We start from the raw sequence: 16,207 nt of genomic DNA, 5'->3' as shown, positions 1-16,207 counted from the left end.
GATCCCCACTTGTCGCATCCGTAGGGGCGTTCTATCGTCGTGATGTATCGAGTCGATACATCAGCTCGGCATACATCGTGCCGACAGGGCCAGCGGGAGACGGGAGGCGACGATGAGCCGGCGCTCCGGGATACTCGAGTTCGCCGTCCTCGGCCTGCTCCGCGAAGCCCCGATGCACGGCTATGAGCTGCGCAAACGACTCAACACGTCGTTGGGCGTGTTCCGGGCCTTCAGCTACGGGACGCTCTACCCCTGCCTCAAGACGCTGGTCGCCAACGGCTGGTTGATCGAGGAATCGAGCAGTACCCCGGAGGATGCTGGCGCCGTCCCTCTCACGGGTCGCCGCGCCAAGATCGTCTACCGGTTGACGGCGGAAGGTAAGGAGCACTTCGAGGAGCTGCTCTCGCAGACGGGTCCCGACGCCTACGAGGACGAGCACTTCGCCGCTCGTTTCGCGTTCTTCGGGCAGACCTCCCGGGATGTGCGGATGCGCGTCCTTGAGGGCCGTCGCAGCCGTCTGGAGGAACGGCTGGAGAAGATGCGCGTCTCTCTGACCCGCACCCGCGAGCGCCTCGACGACTACACGCTTGAGCTCCAGCGCCACGGGATGGAGTCCGTGGAGCGCGAAGTGCGCTGGCTGAACGAGCTCATCGAGAGCGAGCGGGCAGGCCGGGACCTGAAAGGTCCCGGCCGCGGAGAGCCCGCTCGCGACACCACAGAGGGAGCGCCGGGCGCCCTGCCCCGGACCGGGGACGCCCCCGGTCCGGATGCGCCCGGCGACACCACCACGTGAGGTCCCTGCCAGGACCTCACTCGTACACACAGGGAGCAACCGGAATGGGTTCGGTTCGCGTAGCCGTCGTCGGCGTGGGCAACTGCGCCGCGTCGCTGGTGCAGGGAGTCGAGTACTACAAGGACGCCGACCCGGCGTCCAAGGTCCCGGGTCTCATGCACGTGCAGTTCGGGGACTACCACGTCAGTGACGTGGAGTTCGTCGCCGCCTTCGACGTCGACGCCAAGAAGGTCGGTCTGGACCTCGCGGACGCCATCGGCGCCTCCGAGAACAACACGATCAAGATCTGCGACGTGCCGAGCACCGGTGTGACCGTGCAGCGCGGCCACACGCTGGACGGCCTCGGGAAGTACTACCGCGAGACCATCGAGGAGTCCACCGAGGCCCCGGTCGACGTGGTCCAGGTCCTCAAGGACAAGCAGGTCGACGTCCTCGTCTGCTACCTGCCCGTGGGTTCCGAGGACGCGGCGAAGTTCTACGCCCAGTGCGCCATCGACGCCAAGGTCGCCTTCGTCAACGCCCTTCCGGTCTTCATCGCCGGCACCAAGGAGTGGGCCGACAAGTTCACCGAGGCGGGCGTCCCGATCGTCGGTGACGACATCAAGTCCCAGGTGGGCGCCACCATCACGCACCGCGTCATGGCGAAGCTGTTCGAGGACCGTGGCGTGATCCTGGACCGCACGATGCAGCTGAACGTCGGCGGCAACATGGACTTCAAGAACATGTTGGAGCGGGACCGCCTGGAGTCGAAGAAGATCTCCAAGACCCAGGCCGTCACTTCCCAGATCCCCGACCGGGAGCTCGGCGAGAAGAACGTCCACATCGGCCCGTCGGACTACGTCGCCTGGCTCGACGACCGCAAGTGGGCGTACGTCCGTCTCGAGGGCCGTGCCTTCGGTGACGTCCCGCTGAACCTGGAGTACAAGCTCGAGGTCTGGGACTCCCCGAACTCCGCCGGCGTCATCATCGACGCGCTGCGCGCCGCGAAGATCGCCATGGACCGTGGCATCGGCGGCCCGATCCTGTCGGCGTCGTCGTACTTCATGAAGTCCCCGCCGGTGCAGTACTTCGACGACCAGGCCCGTGAGAACGTCGAGAAGTTCATCAAGGGCGAGGTCGAGCGCTGATCACGCGCTCGTAGTGGGCCGTTGAGGGTCCCCGGGGCAAGCGCCCGGGGACCCTTCCCGTATGTGAGGCTGTGCCCCATGTCCGTCGTACGCGACCTGCGCGTCCTGCTCCGTTTCCGGGACTTCCGGCGTCTGCTCGCCGTACGGCTGCTGTCCCAGGGAGCCGATGGCGTCTTTCAGGTCGCGCTGGCCACGTACGTCGTCTTCTCACCCGAGAAGCAGACGTCGGCAGCCGCGATCGCTTCCGCGATGGCGGTCCTGCTTCTTCCGTACTCCCTCGTCGGCCCCTTCGCCGGCGTCCTGCTCGACCGTTGGCGACGGCGCCAGGTACTGCTGTACGGAAACCTGCTCCGCGCTCTCCTGGCTTCGGTGACCGCCGTCCTGATCCTGAGCCATGTGCCCGACTGGCTCTTCTACGTCTCCGCGCTCTGCGTCACGGCGGTCAATCGCTTCGTCCTGGCGGGCCTCTCCGCCGCACTGCCCCGAGTGGTGGACGCCGACCGCCTGGTGGTCGCCAACTCGCTCTCACCGACAGCCGGGACGCTCGCCGCGACCGCCGGCGGCGGACTCGCCTTCGTCGTACGCCTGGTGGCGTCGGATTCCGACGCCGCAGTGGTCCTCCTGGGTGCGGGCCTCTACCTGTGTTCGGCTCTGGCCTCCCTGCGTATCGCCCGGGAACTGCTGGGCCCGGATCCCGAGCTGGTGCAGCCACGACTGGGAGCCGCCCTGGCCGGCACCGCGCGAGGTCTGACAGCGGGTGTACGGCATCTCACCGAACCGGGACGGCGGGCGGCTGCCTGGGCGCTGGCCTCGATGACGCTGATGCGGTTCTGCTACGGCGCCCTGACCGTCATGGTGCTCATGCTCTGCCGTTACGCGTGGCCGTCCGACAGCTCTGGGGCGTCCGACTCCGAGGAAGGACTGGCCCTCCTCGGTCTCGCCGTGGGCATCTCGGGAGCGGGCTTCTTCACAGCGGCGGTGATCACGCCCTGGGCCGCTGGACGGTTGGGCCCCGGCCTGTGGATCGTCACCTGCTCCGCGGCTGCAGCCGTGCTGGAACCGGCGCTCGGCCTGCCCTTCACGGAAGTGCCCATACTGATCGCGGCGTTCGTCCTGGGTCTGGTCACACAGGGAGCGAAGATCTCGACGGATACGATCGTCCAGTCGTCCGTCGAGGACGGATACCGGGGCCGGATCTTCTCCCTCTATGACGTCCTGTTCAACATCGCCTTCGTCGGCGCCGCTGCCGTGGCCGCCCTGATACTCCCGCCGGACGGCCGCTCGGCCGCTTTGGTGATCACTGTGGCGGTGATCTATGGATCGATCGCTGCGGCCATGGCCCGATTCGGCGTGACGAAGCAGCGCTGATGCGGAACGAGCGATGTTTCACGTGAAACATCGCGTCGCGTCGATGCCGAACGAAAGCGACGGAGTGGCTGCCGTCAGGAAACCTGCGACGTCTGCGCCCACCACTCCTTGAGTGCTGTCACGGCCTCGTCGTGTTCCATCGGCCCGTTCTCCAGACGCAGTTCCAGCAGGAACTTGTACGCCTGCCCGATCACCGGGCCGGGCCCCACGCCCAGGATCTCCATGATCTGGTTGCCGTCGAGATCCGGGCGGATGGCGTCCAGCTCTTCCTGCTCCTGGAGCTGGGCGATGCGCTCCTCCAGGCCGTCGTACGCGCGGGAGAGAGCGTTCGCCTTGCGCTTGTTCCGGGTGGTGCAGTCGGAGCGAGTCAGTTTGTGGAGGCGGTCGAGGAGCGGGCCCGCGTCGCGCACGTAGCGGCGTACAGCGGAGTCCGTCCACTCGCCGGTGCCGTATCCGTGGAAGCGCAGATGGAGCTCCACCAACCGTGAGACATCCCTCACGAGGTCGTTGGAGTACTTCAGGGCCGTCATGCGCTTCTTGGTCATCTTTGCGCCCACCACCTCATGGTGGTGGAAGGAGACCCGGCCGTCCTTCTCGAAGCGACGGGTACGGGGCTTACCGATGTCGTGCAACAGCGCGGCGAGCCGCAGCGTGAGGTCCGGGCCGCTCTCCTCAAGCGCGATCGCCTGTTCCAGGACGATCAAGGTGTGTTCGTAGACATCCTTGTGCCGATGGTGCTCGTCCCGTTCCAGTCGCAGCGCCGGCAGCTCGGGCAGGACGTGCTCGGCAAGGCCGGTGTCGACCAGCAGGGTCAGGCCCTCACGGGGGTGGGCGGAGAGGATCAGCTTGTTCAGCTCGTCCCTCACCCGCTCCGCCGAGACGATCTCCAGCCGACCGGCCATGTCGCTCATCGCCTGGACGACCTCGGGAGCCACCTCGAAGTCCAGCTGGGCGGCGAAGCGCGCCGCCCTCATCATGCGCAGCGGGTCGTCAGAGAAAGACGCCTCAGGTGTCCCGGGGGTACGCAGAACACGCGCAGAGAGGTCCTCCAGCCCGCCATGCGGATCGATGAACTCCTTCTCGGGCAGGGCCACCGCCATCGCGTTCACGGTGAAGTCACGGCGTACGAGATCATCCTCGATCGAGTCGCCGTACGAGACCTCGGGCTTGCGCGAGGTCCGGTCGTACGCCTCGGAGCGGTAGGTCGTGACCTCGATCTGGTAGCCGTCCTTCTGCGCGCCCACCGTGCCGAACGCGATCCCGACCTCCCAGACGGCGTCCGCCCAGGGCCGCACGATCCTCAGCACGTCCTCGGGGCGGGCGTCCGTCGTGAAGTCCAGATCGTTGCCGAGCCGGCCGAGCAGCGCGTCCCTGACCGACCCACCGACCAGGGCGAGCGAGGACCCGGCCTCCTGGAAACGGCGGGCGAGGTCGTCGGCGACAGGGGACACCCGCAGCAGTTCACTCACCGCGCGGCGCTGCACCTGGCTCAGGGCACTGAGGTCTTCGTTGGCGTTCGGCACAACTGAAAAGGGTACGGGGCGCCGGTGGCCGCGGTCGCCTCCGTTGAACGTGCACAAAGGCTTCGTGCAGGTGACCTCCTCGCCCACCCCTTTGATACGTGCACATACGGGGACAGCCCGGCCTCGTCCCCCGATCTTGTGGAGCGGACCGCGGCACTTCCCCTCAGCGCACATCGTTACCATGCGGGGACGCACATTCCGACGACCACTGACGACGACGAGGGACGGGCGAGCGCGTGGCCGAGGCGGCAGACTTCCAGGGGACGAGTCCCTCACCTGCCCGCCGGTGGCTGCTGCGCACCGGGGCCCTCTTCGCCGGGGTGCCTCTGCTGGCCGGCCTGTTCCAACTGCCCGCGGTCCCGTCGGCGCAGGCGGCCCCGAAGGCCGCCCTGGCCGAGGCCACGGGGTCGAACACCGTCGAGGTCTCCCTCGACTCGCTCAGCCCCAGCGTGCCCACCGAGGGCGACACCGTGACCGTCTCGGGCACGGTCACGAACAAGGGCAAGCAGACCGTCACGGACGCCCATGTGGGCCTGCGTGTGGCCCCGGCTGCCGTGAAGGGCCGCTCCTCCATCGACGACGCGGCCAAACGGACCGGCTTCGACCAGTACGCCGACGGCCCGGAGGTCGGCGGCAAGTACGTGGAGAAGTTCTCCGCGCTCGCCTCCGGCGTGGCCCAGCCCTTCACCATCTCCGTGCCCGTCAAGGAACTGGACCTCGGCTCGGACGGTGTCTATCAGCTGGGAGTCTCCCTCTCGGGCAGGACCGCCGCAGCGCAGTACGACCAGGTCCTCGGCATCCAGCGCACGTTCCTGCCCTGGCAGCCGGACGAGTCGGGCACCAAGACCAAGACCACGTTCCTCTGGCCGCTGATCTCGAGCACCCATCTGACGGCCGAGACCGGTCCCGGCGAACGACAGACGCCTATCTTCCGCAACGACGACCTGGCCAAGGAGATCTCCACGGGCGGACGTCTGGAGCAGCTGCTCACGCTGGGCAAGGACCTGGACATCACGTGGGTGATCGATCCGGACCTGCTGGCATCCGTGGTCGCGATGACGGGCGGCTACCAGGTCCGCAGCGGGGACACCACCGTCGCGGGCAGGAATCAGGCCGTCGCCAAGGATTGGCTGGCGGAGCTGGAGACAGCGGTCCAGGGCGAGGAGGTGATCGCCCTTCCCTTCGCCGACCCCGACCTCGCGGCGCTGGCCCACAACGGCAGGACGATCACCGGCTCGCTGAGCCGCCTGAAGGACGCCACCGATGTGGCATCGGACACGGTCCAGAACATCCTCAGGGTGGAGCCGGAGACCGACTTCGCCTGGCCGGTGAACGGCGCCGTCGACCCGTCGATCGTCAAGGTCGCCATCTCCGCGGGCGCCGACAAGGTGATCGCCCGCAGCGACAGTCTGCAGGAGAGCAGCGGCCTGTCCTACACGCCCAACGCGGCTCGGCCCGTCGGCGGCGGCACCACGGCGGTGGTCGCGGACGCCCGACTGTCGACGGCTTTCCAGGGCGACATGACGAAGGCCGAGAGTTCCACGCTGGCGGTGCAGCGGTTCCTCGCCCAGAGCCTGACCACGGACCTCCAGAACAGCAAGCAGCGCAGCATCGTGATCGCTCCGCAGCGCATGCCGTCAGCCAGCCAGGCACAGACGATGGCGCAGGCTCTCACGGCGCTCCAGGGCGGAACCTGGTCGCAGCCCCAGGAACTCGCGGCTGCCGCCGCCGCGAAGCCCGATCCGAGCGCCAACACCAAGATCCCGTCGGCCTCGGCCTACCCCTCGTCACTGCGGAAGCAGGCACTGCCGAAGTCCGCCTTCGAGGAGATCCGGACCACGCAGGCCGACCTCGACCGCTTCAAGGTGATCCTCTCCGACCAGTCCCGCGTGGTCACACCGTTCGGCAGGACCATGGACCGGGAGATGTCCACCTCCTGGCGAGGCCGTTCCATGGACGCGGCGGTGTACCGCAACAGCGTCCAGTCGTACCTCAACTCCCTCACCGAGCAGGTGCGGTTGATCGAGAAGTCCGAGACGAAGCTCTCGGGCCGCAGCGCGACGATCCCCGTGACCGTGCAGAACAACCTCGTGCAGGGTGTCGACAACCTGACGCTGCGCCTCACGTCCGAAGCGCCGAAGCGTCTGAAGATCGATGACGACGACTTCGACGAGCAGTCCGTCGACATCTCCGGTGGGCACAGCGAGTCGGTGAAGTTCACCACCAACGCCGAGGCCAACGGGCCGGTCACCGTCGTCGCCCAGCTCTACACCGTGGACGGCGAGAAGTATGGTGACGAGGTCACGTTCACGGTGGACGTCACCGAGATCACCCCCACGGTGATGCTGGTCATCGCCGGAGGTGTCCTGCTTCTCGTCCTCGCCGGTTTCCGGATGTACACCCAGCGCAAGCGCGCCGCCGCCCGGCTGGAGGCGGAGGGAGCCCCGGCGGACGACGAGGCGTCGGAGAGCACCCCGAGGGACGACGACGCGAACACCGAGGCCGCCTCAGTCGTACACACTGTCGAGGAGGAGCGCCCGGTGAATTCCGGGACAGACGAGCCGGAGCACCCGAGTGACCCGGCACCGGACACCGCTCCGGAAAGCGCCGACCCGTCCGGCACGGGTGAGAGAGTGGACCGTTGAGCGATTGTCGTGGCCGGTGGGCCCGGGGACGATGAGGTGGGGTAACCATGAACGCGCCGTACGACGGTGACCGCGGCCAGGGCGCGGCCGACTCGGGGTATCCCGACGGCCCGCTGCCCGGGCCGGGCCAGGTGCCGCCGCAGCCCCCCGCGGACATGTACCTCCAGGACGCCTACGACCAGGACCCCTACCGCGCTCGGGATCTCGCCGCCCAGGATCCGGTCGCGGAGGCTCTCTACGACCGTGCCGCCCACCCGCCACCGGCTCCGGGCACCTACCAGCCGCAGCAGCCGCTCTACACGCAGCCGTCGGCTCCGCAGTACACGCCCGACCCTCGTGTGTGGGCCCAGACGCCGGCGCCCGAGCCCGAGGGGCCGACCCGGCATCTGCCGTACGGCGACGACGCCCGTACCACCCAGTTCGTCGGTGTGGACGACCTGGTGACCCAGGCCGGTGAGGAGCGCCACGAGCCGGACGCCTTCGCCCATCTCCTCCGCGACCAGCAGCAGGGCGGCTCCCCGGTGGGACAGCCGTCCGTTCCGGGTCCGACCCCGCCCTCGGGCCCCGGGGCCGGCCGGCCGACGCTCGCGGAGCCCGCACCCGTTCCCACGTCCGCCCCTGCCGCGAAGAAGGGCGGCCGGGCGTCGGGCCTGCTGAAGTCGAGCGCCGTCATGGCGGCGGGCACCATGGTCTCGCGCCTCACGGGCTTCATCCGCTCGGCGATGATCGTCTCGGCGCTCGGCCTCGCTCTGCTGGGTGAGTCCTTCCAGGTCGCCTACCAGCTGCCGACGATGATCTACATTTTGACCGTCGGTGGCGGTCTGAACTCCGTCTTCGTGCCACAGCTCGTTCGGGCTATGAAGGATGACGACGACGGTGGGGAGGCGTATGCCAACAGGCTGCTGACCCTGGTCATGGTGATCCTCGGCCTGCTGACCGCACTCGCCATGTTCGCCGCGCCGCTTCTTGTCCGTGCGCTGTCGACACCCCTCGCCAACGATCCCGCCGCCAACGACGTCGCGGTCACCTTCACCCGGTACTTCCTGCCCTCGATCTTCTTCATGGGCATCCACGTGGTGATGGGCCAGATCCTCAACGCACGTGGCCGCTTCGGCGCGATGATGTGGACCCCGGTCCTCAACAACATCGTCATCATCGTCACGCTCGGAGCGTTCCTGTGGGTCTACGGCAGCGCCGCCGACTCCGGAATGACGGTTGAAAACATCCCGCCGGAGGGCGAGCGGCTCCTCGGTATCGGCATCCTCCTGGGTCTGGTCGTGCAAGCCCTGGCGATGATCCCGTACCTGCGGGAGACCGGGTTCCGGATGCGGCTGCGTTTCGACTGGAAGGGCCACGGTCTCGGCAAGGCCGCGATGCTGGCCAAGTGGACCATCCTGTTCGTGCTCGCCAACCAGGCGGGCGCCCTGGTCGTGACTCAGCTGGCGACCGCGGCGGTCACGGACACGAAAATCGCCGGCACCGGTTTCAGCGCCTACGCCAACGCCCAGCTCATCTGGGGCCTGCCGCAGGCCATCATCACGGTCTCGCTCATGGCCGCCCTCCTGCCTCGCATCTCGCGCTCGGCCGCCGAGGACGACGCCGGTGCCGTGCGTGACGACATCTCACAGGGCCTGCGCACCACGGCCGTCGCCATCGTGCCGATCGCCTTCGGCTTCGTCTCGCTCGGCATCCCGATGTGCACGCTGATCTTCGGTTCGTCCGGCACCGGCGCGGCGACGAACATGGGCTTCATGCTGATGGCCTTCGGGCTCGGCCTGATCCCGTACTCCGTGCAGTACGTCGTCCTCCGCGCCTTCTACGCGTACGAGGACACCCGGACGCCCTTCTACAACACGGTCATGGTGGCGGCCGTCAACGCGAGCGCCTCGGCGGTCTGCTTCTTCGTGATCCCGGCCCGCTGGGCCGTGGTCGGCATGGCGGCCTCGTACGGTCTCGCCTACATGATCGGTGTCGGCGTGGCCTGGCGTCGCCTCAAGAAGCGGCTGGGCGGGGACCTGGACGGCTCCAGGGTCATGCGGACCTACGCGCGACTGTCCATCGCCTCGCTGCCCGCGGCGCTGCTCAGTGGTGCCGCCTGCTACGGCATCAGCCGCGCTCTGGGACAGGGCGTCGGCGGCTCGATGCTCGCACTCTTCGGGGGAGGAATCGTTCTGCTCGGTGTCTTCTACGTCGCCGCGCGACGCATGCGCATCGAAGAGCTCAACTCGATGGTCGGTATGGTCCGTGGACGGCTGGGGCGCTGAGGCTGGGGTACGCGCACAACCATCGTCCGCCGACGCGTGTCGCTCATAGCGGCGGACTGTGGGCACAATTGGCTTTGGCGTCTTGGAACGCTCAACGGATGGGGAGGCAGGGACGACGGTGGCGGAACGGAGCACGGCTGCCGTCGACGTGGCAGACAACAGCGGCGACGAGCCGCTGACCGCACAAGCGGACCAGTCCACGGCCGACGGGGAGGCCCAGAACCGGGAGCGGGACACGGAAAGCTCGGCGAGCGAAGAGGCACAGGGAAGCGGCGGTACCGAGGTCCCTTCGAAGACGACACCGCCCGAACTGCACAGCGGCCACAAGCTCGCCAGGCGTTACCGCCTCGAAGAGTGCGTCACCCGTCTGGACGGTTTCAGCAGTTGGCGTGCCGTGGACGAGAAACTCCGTCGCGCGGTCGGGGTACATGTGCTGCCCGCCGATCACGCACGCGCCCGTTCCGTACTGGCGGCGGCCCGTTCCTCCGCGTTGCTGGGTGATCCTCGCTTCGTCCAGGTGCTGGACGCGGTCGAGGAGAACGACCTCGTGTACGTGGTGCACGAATGGCTGCCCGACGCCACGGAACTGACGACGCTGCTGGCGTCGGGTCCACTGGAACCGCATGACGCCTACCAGATGGTCACGCAGATCTCCCACGCCATGGCCGCCGCGCACCGGGAGGGCCTCTCGCATCTGCGGCTCAACCCGAGTGCGGTGCTGCGTTCCGCCTCCGGCCAGTGGCGCATTCGCGGTCTCGCGGTGAACGCCGCCCTGCGCGGCATCGGCTCGGACACCCCGCAGCGCACGGACACGGAGGCGATCGGCGCGCTGCTGTACGCGGCGCTCACCCAGCGCTGGCCGTACGAGAACGACGCGCACGGCCTCTCCGGGCTCCCCAAGGGCGTCGGTCTCATCGCGCCCGATCAGGTCCGAGCGGGCGTCCACCGAGGGCTGTCGGAGCTGTCCATGCGGGCGCTCGTCAACGACGGTGCCACCGCCTCCCGTCATGAGTCCCCGTGCACGACGCCGGAGGAGCTGGTGAAGGCGATCGGCGAGATGCCCCGCATCCGCCCGCCGGAGCCCGCGTTCACCGCGCCGCCGGACTACCAGCACACGACGTACCAGCAGGGCACGTATGGCCGTCAGTCCCCTCACGCCGGTATCACGCAACCCCTGCCGCCCCCGCCGCCCCCGCTGCAGAGCCGCACCGGCAAGGCCCTCAAGTGGGCCGTCTCGGCCCTGCTGATCGCCGCACTCGGTCTCGGCAGTTGGCAACTGGCCGACGCGCTCATCGGGAAGGGAGGCCAGTCCGGCGAGCCGGACACGAGCCAGACGACCGACGGCAACGACAAGGGCACCGACAAGGCAAAGCCCATCACGGCGCTCAGCATCACGGGCGCCGCGGAGTACTACCCGGACGGGAAGCCCCAGCACGCGGACGACGCGGATCTGACGTACGACAACAGCTCGTCGACGTACTGGAGGACCTACTCCTTCAGGGACGGCCCCACGCTGGCCCCCTTCAAGCAGGGTGTCGGCATCGTCTACGACCTGGGCTCGGCCAAGGACGTGTCAGCGGCCTCGATAGGGCTCTACTACTCCGGGGACCACACCACGGCCACGCTGTACGCGGCGGACTCCCTGTCGTCGTCCGCCCCCCCTCAGCTCCATGACGAAGATCGCTACGAACAGGACGAGCGGCACGGACCTGAAGATCTCCACCAAAAAGCCGGTGAAGACCCGGTACGTTCTCGTCTGGCTCACCGATGTACCCAAGGGCGACGGTGACCAGTTCAGTGGTGCCGGATACAAGCAGGCGATCACCGACGTGAAGTTCATGGGCTGAGAGCTCGTCGAAGAAGGGGGGTCCGGTGGCGCACAGCGCCGATCACAGCGGGGTGAGCGATCAGGATCTCCTGGCCCGCCATGTCGAGGGCGACCCCGACGCCTTCAGCGAACTCGTACGGCGGCACCGGGACCGCCTCTGGGCGGTGGCGCTGCGGACCCTGGGAGACCGCGAGGAAGCCGCCGACGCCGTCCAGGACGCCCTGGTGTCCGCCTACCGGGCCGCCCACACCTTCCGTGGCCAGTCGGCCGTCACGACCTGGCTCCACCGCATCACGGTGAACGCCTGCCTGGATCGTGCCCGCAAGGCGGCGTCCCGCAAGACGTCGCCCGTCGACGACACCGAGCGTCTGGAACAGCTCCTGGAGCCGCACGAATCGGCGTCCGCTCCTGCCGAGCGCAACGATCTGCACCGCCAGCTGCTGGAGGCTCTGGGCACCCTCCCGAAGGATCAGCGGGCGGCACTCGTCCTGGTGGACATGCAGGGCTATCCGGTGGCGGAAGCCGCCCGCATCCTCGATGTGCCGACCGGCACGGTGAAGAGCCGCTGCGCCCGTGGCAGAGCCAGACTTCTGCCGCTCCTGACCCATCTCCGAGCGGAGGGCGAGGGGGAGGGCGGCAAAAAGTCGGGGCGCGGAAGGAACCGGACGCAGGGGACATCCGTCCCACCCGCAGCGGAAGCACATGCCGCGTACAGCAGCGGCGGCAACAGCAGCGGCAGGATGAGGTCCGGCGGGATCTCCACGTTGGGCACGAACCCGGGATGGCCAGCGCGATACCGAGCAAGGTCATCAGCACCGGCGCGGGCAGCTTCAGCCGCTCCCCACCGGCACACTGACCACGGCCCCACCAGCAGGACGAAGAACAGGGCCAACTGATCCATGGGGCGCTCCGCTGGTGCTGGACGATCACGACCGACCGGATGCCCGGGTGCCCCACCCGCACCACGCAACGCTAAGGCCTGCACCGCGTCAAAGCCTGCGCCACATCAAAGCCTGCGCCGCATCGCGCGATGAGGTATGCCCGCGTCCAGGAACTCCGGTCCGTACGCCGCATACCCCAGCCGCTCGTAGAAACCCAGCGCGTGTGTCTGCGCCCCCAGGTCCACCTCGGTCAGCCCGCGCTCCCGGGCCGCCTCCTCGACGGCCCGCACCAGCGCGACCCCGACGCCCAGCCCTCGGCCTCCGGCACGACCGCGAGCCGCCCCAGGGACCCGACCCCGAACCCCCTCCGGTCTTGCAGGCGGCGGCCTCCCCGTACAGCAGCCGCCCGGCCCCGAGGGGCACCCCGTCGTCCCGTACGGCGAGGACGTGCACGGCCCCGGCGTCGTACGCGTCGTACTCCAGGTCCTCCGGCACCCCCTGCTCGACGACGAAGACCTCCTTGCGCACCGCGAAGCACGCCTCGCGATCGCCGGGGCCGTCGGCGACGCGCACCTCGTAGGACACCGGTACGGGGCTCACGCGTACGTCTCCTCCCGGACCTTGTCCAGGGCCTTCTGCAGATCCGCCGGGTAGTCGCACTCGAACTCGACCCAGCTCCCGTCCCCGGGGTGCTCGAAGCCGAGCCGGACGGCCTGCAGCCACTGGCGGGTGATGCCGAGCCGCTTGGCGAGCGTCGGATCGGCGCCGTACGTCAGGTCGCCGACGCAAGGGTGCCGGTGGGCGGACATGTGGACGCGGATCTGGTGGGTGCGCCCGGTCTCCAGCTTGATGTCGAGCAGGGAGGCGGCACGGAACGCCTCGATGAGGTCGTAGTGCGTGACCGACGGCTTGCCCTCGGCGGTGACGGCCCACTTGTAGTCGTGGTTCGGATGCCGTCCGATGGGCGCGTCGATGGTGCCGCTCGTCGGGTCGGGGTGGCCCTGGACCAGCGCGTGGTACCGCTTGTCGACCGTCCGCTCCTTGAACTGGCGCTTCAGGGAGGTGTACGCGTACTCCGACTTGGCGACCACCATGAGGCCCGAGGTGCCCACGTCGAGCCGGTGCACGATGCCCTGGCGCTCGGCGGCACCGGACGTCGAGATCCGGTACCCGGCGGCAGCGAGCCCGCCGATCACGGTGGGCCCGGACCAGCCGGGGCTGGGGTGCGCGGCCACACCGACCGGCTTGACGATCACGACCACGTCGTCGTCGTCGTGCACGATCTCCATGCCCTCGACCGGCTCGGCGACGACCTGCACCGGGGCGGGCGCCTGCGGCATCTCGACCTCCAGCCAGGCCCCGCCGTGCACCCGCTCCGACTTGCCGACCACCGACCCGTCGACCGTGACCTTCCCCGCGGCGGCGAGCTCGGCCGCCTTGGTGCGGGAGAAGCCGAACATGCGGGAGATGGCGGCGTCGACGCGCTCGCCCTCCAGGCCGTCGGGCACGGGCAGGGTACGGATCTCGGGAATCGTGCTCACCCGACGAGTATGCCGGACCGTCACGACACGCCCGACCGCGCCTGTGGAAAACCCGGTCGGCCCCGTCTCGGACCCGCCCGGGCCCCGCCCTCGCCCCCGTGGACTCAGTCCTTGTGGACGGTCCCGTCCGGGTCGAGCCCCCGGAACGACAGCAGCACGATCAGGATGCCGCCGCACACGATGGCCGAATCCGCGAGGTTGAAGACCGCGAAGCCCTTCGGCGCGATGAAGTCGACGACCGCGCCCTCGAAGACACCCGGCGACCGGAAGACCCGGTCGGTGAGGTTGCCCAGCGCGCCGCCGAGCAGCAGACCGAGCGCGATCGCCCAGGGCAGGCTGTAGAGCTTGCGGGCGAGCCGGGCGATCACCACGATCACGATCGCCGCGATCACCGTGAAGATGATCGTGAAGGCCTCGCCGAAGCCGAAGGCCGCGCCCGCGTTGCGGATCGCCTCGAACTTCAGCCAGTCTCCGATGATCTCGATCGGCTCGTGGTGCTCCAGCTTCGCGACCACGATCATCTTGCTGACCAGGTCGAGCGCGTACGCCAGCGCGGCGACCCCGAACAGCACGGCGATCCGGCGCCGCCCGCGCGGCTCGGCCGCCGCCTCGGTCCGCTGCGCCGCGGCGTCGCCGCCGTCGGACTGCTCCGGGTCGGTCCCCGCCGCGTCTGGAATATCCGGCGTACCGATGATGCGCTCCGCCTCTGCCACGTGAGTCCCTCAACCTAGGTTCCTGACTGAGGACAAAGGTACGACACGCCCGCCGCGGACCAGCGGCTCAGTCGGCGATCGCTAGCGGCGTTCCTGCTTCTGCTTGCACTCGACGCACAGTGTGGCCCGGGGGAAAGCCTGCATTCGCGCCTTTCCGATCGGATTGCCGCAGTTCTCGCAGAGACCGTAGGTGCCCGAGGCGAGCCGGTGGAGGGCGCGCTCGGTCTGGTCGAGCATCTCGCGCGCGTTGTGGGCGAGGGACAGCTCGTGCTCGCGCGTGATGTTCTTGGCCCCGGTGTCGGCCTGGTCGTCGCCCGCGCCGTCCCCGGAGTCCCGCATCAGACCCGTCAGGGCCCGCTCGGAGGCCTCCAGCTCGGTCCTCAGCCGCATCGCCTCGGACTGCAGCTCCGTCCGGGCCTCGTCCACCTCGTCGGGGCTCCAGGGATCCTCGCCGGGGCGTACCGCGAGCTCGCCGGCCTCCACCGCGGCGGGCCGTGCCTTGGGGACGGCGGTGGGCTTCTTCTTCGCCGCCGTAGCCGTACCAGGAGTGTTCTTCGCAACCACCGTCGTGGCTCCCGTCGTCTCGGCGGCCTCGGCCGCGCCCGCCTTCTTGACCGTGCTCTTCGTCGCAGAGGTGCTCTTCTTGGCCGTCGTCTTCTTGGCCGCGGTCTTCCCGACGGCCGACTCACCACCGACCGACTTCCTGCCCGCCGACTTCCCGACGCCCGATTTCCCGACACCGGACTTCTCGGCGACCGACTTCCCGGCGACCGCTTCGCCCGCGACCGACTTCGCGGCCGCGTTCTTCCTGGTCACCGCGCGCTTCGCCCCCGCCTTCTTCGCCCCCGCCTTCGTGGCCACCGCCTTCTTCGCCACCCTCTTCTTGCCGGCCGCCTTCACCGCCTCGGCCTTCTGCCCCTCGTCCCCACCGCCGGAGGCCACCGTGGATCTGCCGGACGCCGACTGCTGTACGGCGGTCTTCTTCGCCACCATGGCCGCGCCCCTTCACATATTGTGATCTTGCACGCGTATCGTGCTGGGACGATAAATCGACCCGAGTCCCGCGGCAACGGGGCAGACCACCCATTCCGCCCACCCCACGACCGTCGCGCGACGAGCCTGCAAGCGTTGTGCCCAGCTCCCCGCCGGGTATTCCGCCACGCCGCACGTCCCAGGATCCGGAGGCCCCACCCGCTCCATTCGGGTCATCGCGCAGGTCACCCCGCTCCCGCCCGACAACCCCGGCCGAGGTCCCGCCGAGCCCCTCCCACGGCCGCCGGAAATCCGGTCGGCCGCTGTCCGTACGGCGCCGTACACTGGGCGGAGCGAGAAGCGTGGATGGGGACGAGTAGCGTCGTACGCAGCCCAGAGCGACCCGGGGACGGTGGAAGCCCGGGGGCGAGCGCGATGTGAAGATCACCCCGGAGCCGCCGGAAGAAAGCCGCACCGCATGGCGCAGTCCGTGGGACGTGGCGAGTAGACCCGGCATCGCGACCTCAATGAGGGGGCTCACCGGCGCACACG

General features: G+C 69.0%; 9 protein-coding genes and 4 pseudogenes. 7 read left to right on the top strand and 6 right to left on the bottom strand.

Annotation, left to right across the window (positions count from 1 at the left end; all coding sequences use genetic code 11):
- Positions 1 to 112 precede the first annotated feature (112 nt).
- From E4N62_RS05850 to E4N62_RS05840, 3 genes are all read left to right on the top strand, one after another.
- A complete protein-coding gene (locus E4N62_RS05850) occupies positions 113 to 793 on the top strand; it encodes a PadR family transcriptional regulator (protein WP_230212289.1) in 681 nt (226 codons plus the stop codon).
- A gap of 44 nt (positions 794 to 837) precedes the next feature.
- Positions 838 to 1,920, top strand: coding sequence for an inositol-3-phosphate synthase (locus E4N62_RS05845; protein ID WP_230212286.1), 1,083 nt, complete (start codon positions 838 to 840; stop codon positions 1,918 to 1,920).
- A gap of 78 nt (positions 1,921 to 1,998) precedes the next feature.
- Positions 1,999 to 3,288: an MFS transporter gene (locus tag E4N62_RS05840; RefSeq protein WP_230212284.1), complete on the top strand. Its 1,290-nt coding sequence runs from the start codon at positions 1,999 to 2,001 to the stop codon at positions 3,286 to 3,288.
- A 74-nt stretch (positions 3,289 to 3,362) separates the two neighbouring features.
- Here the strand turns inward: E4N62_RS05840 and E4N62_RS05835 are convergent, their stop codons facing one another.
- Complete coding sequence (locus tag E4N62_RS05835) at positions 3,363 to 4,811, bottom strand: CCA tRNA nucleotidyltransferase (RefSeq protein ID WP_230212281.1); 1,449 nt, start codon at positions 4,809 to 4,811, stop codon at positions 3,363 to 3,365.
- A 236-nt stretch (positions 4,812 to 5,047) separates the two neighbouring features.
- On the opposite strand from E4N62_RS05835, the gene E4N62_RS05830 reads away from it, so the two are divergent.
- The 4 genes and pseudogenes from E4N62_RS05830 to sigM all read left to right on the top strand — a co-directional run.
- Positions 5,048 to 7,456, top strand: coding sequence for a DUF6049 family protein (locus E4N62_RS05830; RefSeq protein WP_230212279.1), 2,409 nt, complete (start codon positions 5,048 to 5,050; stop codon positions 7,454 to 7,456).
- 47 nt (positions 7,457 to 7,503) lie between these two features.
- Positions 7,504 to 9,720: a murein biosynthesis integral membrane protein MurJ gene (gene murJ, locus E4N62_RS05825; RefSeq protein ID WP_230212277.1), complete on the top strand. Its 2,217-nt coding sequence runs from the start codon at positions 7,504 to 7,506 to the stop codon at positions 9,718 to 9,720.
- A gap of 118 nt (positions 9,721 to 9,838) precedes the next feature.
- Positions 9,839 to 11,567: pseudogene (locus tag E4N62_RS05820) on the top strand (protein kinase family protein).
- Between the two features lie 25 nt (positions 11,568 to 11,592).
- Positions 11,593 to 12,303 (top strand): annotated as a pseudogene (gene sigM, locus E4N62_RS05815) (RNA polymerase sigma factor SigM); the annotation flags it as partial.
- Here sigM and E4N62_RS05810 read toward each other — a convergent pair.
- The 5 genes and pseudogenes from E4N62_RS05810 to E4N62_RS05790 form a co-directional block, all read right to left on the bottom strand.
- Positions 12,252 to 12,449 (bottom strand): annotated as a pseudogene (locus E4N62_RS05810) (Na+/H+ antiporter); the annotation flags it as partial. The pseudogenes sigM and E4N62_RS05810 sit on opposite strands and share 52 nt — an antisense overlap.
- A gap of 105 nt (positions 12,450 to 12,554) precedes the next feature.
- Positions 12,555 to 13,029: pseudogene (locus E4N62_RS05805) on the bottom strand (GNAT family N-acetyltransferase).
- On the bottom strand, positions 13,026 to 13,970 hold the full coding sequence (locus tag E4N62_RS05800; protein WP_184895226.1) for an RluA family pseudouridine synthase: 945 nt from the start codon (positions 13,968 to 13,970) through the stop codon (positions 13,026 to 13,028). The pseudogene E4N62_RS05805 and the gene E4N62_RS05800 overlap by 4 nt, the downstream one beginning before the upstream one ends.
- A gap of 104 nt (positions 13,971 to 14,074) precedes the next feature.
- Positions 14,075 to 14,683 (bottom strand): signal peptidase II, encoded by a 609-nt coding sequence (gene lspA, locus E4N62_RS05795; RefSeq protein WP_230212275.1) that lies wholly within the window; start codon positions 14,681 to 14,683, stop codon positions 14,075 to 14,077.
- Between the two features lie 81 nt (positions 14,684 to 14,764).
- Complete coding sequence (locus tag E4N62_RS05790) at positions 14,765 to 15,676, bottom strand: TraR/DksA family transcriptional regulator (protein ID WP_230212273.1); 912 nt, start codon at positions 15,674 to 15,676, stop codon at positions 14,765 to 14,767.
- Between the last annotated feature and the right edge of the window lie 531 nt (positions 15,677 to 16,207).

The sequence above is a fragment of the Streptomyces sp. MNU76 genome, from assembly GCF_020982545.1.
Classification (GTDB): domain Bacteria; phylum Actinomycetota; class Actinomycetes; order Streptomycetales; family Streptomycetaceae; genus Streptomyces.
This window is presented reverse-complemented; position numbering and strand designations above follow the sequence as displayed.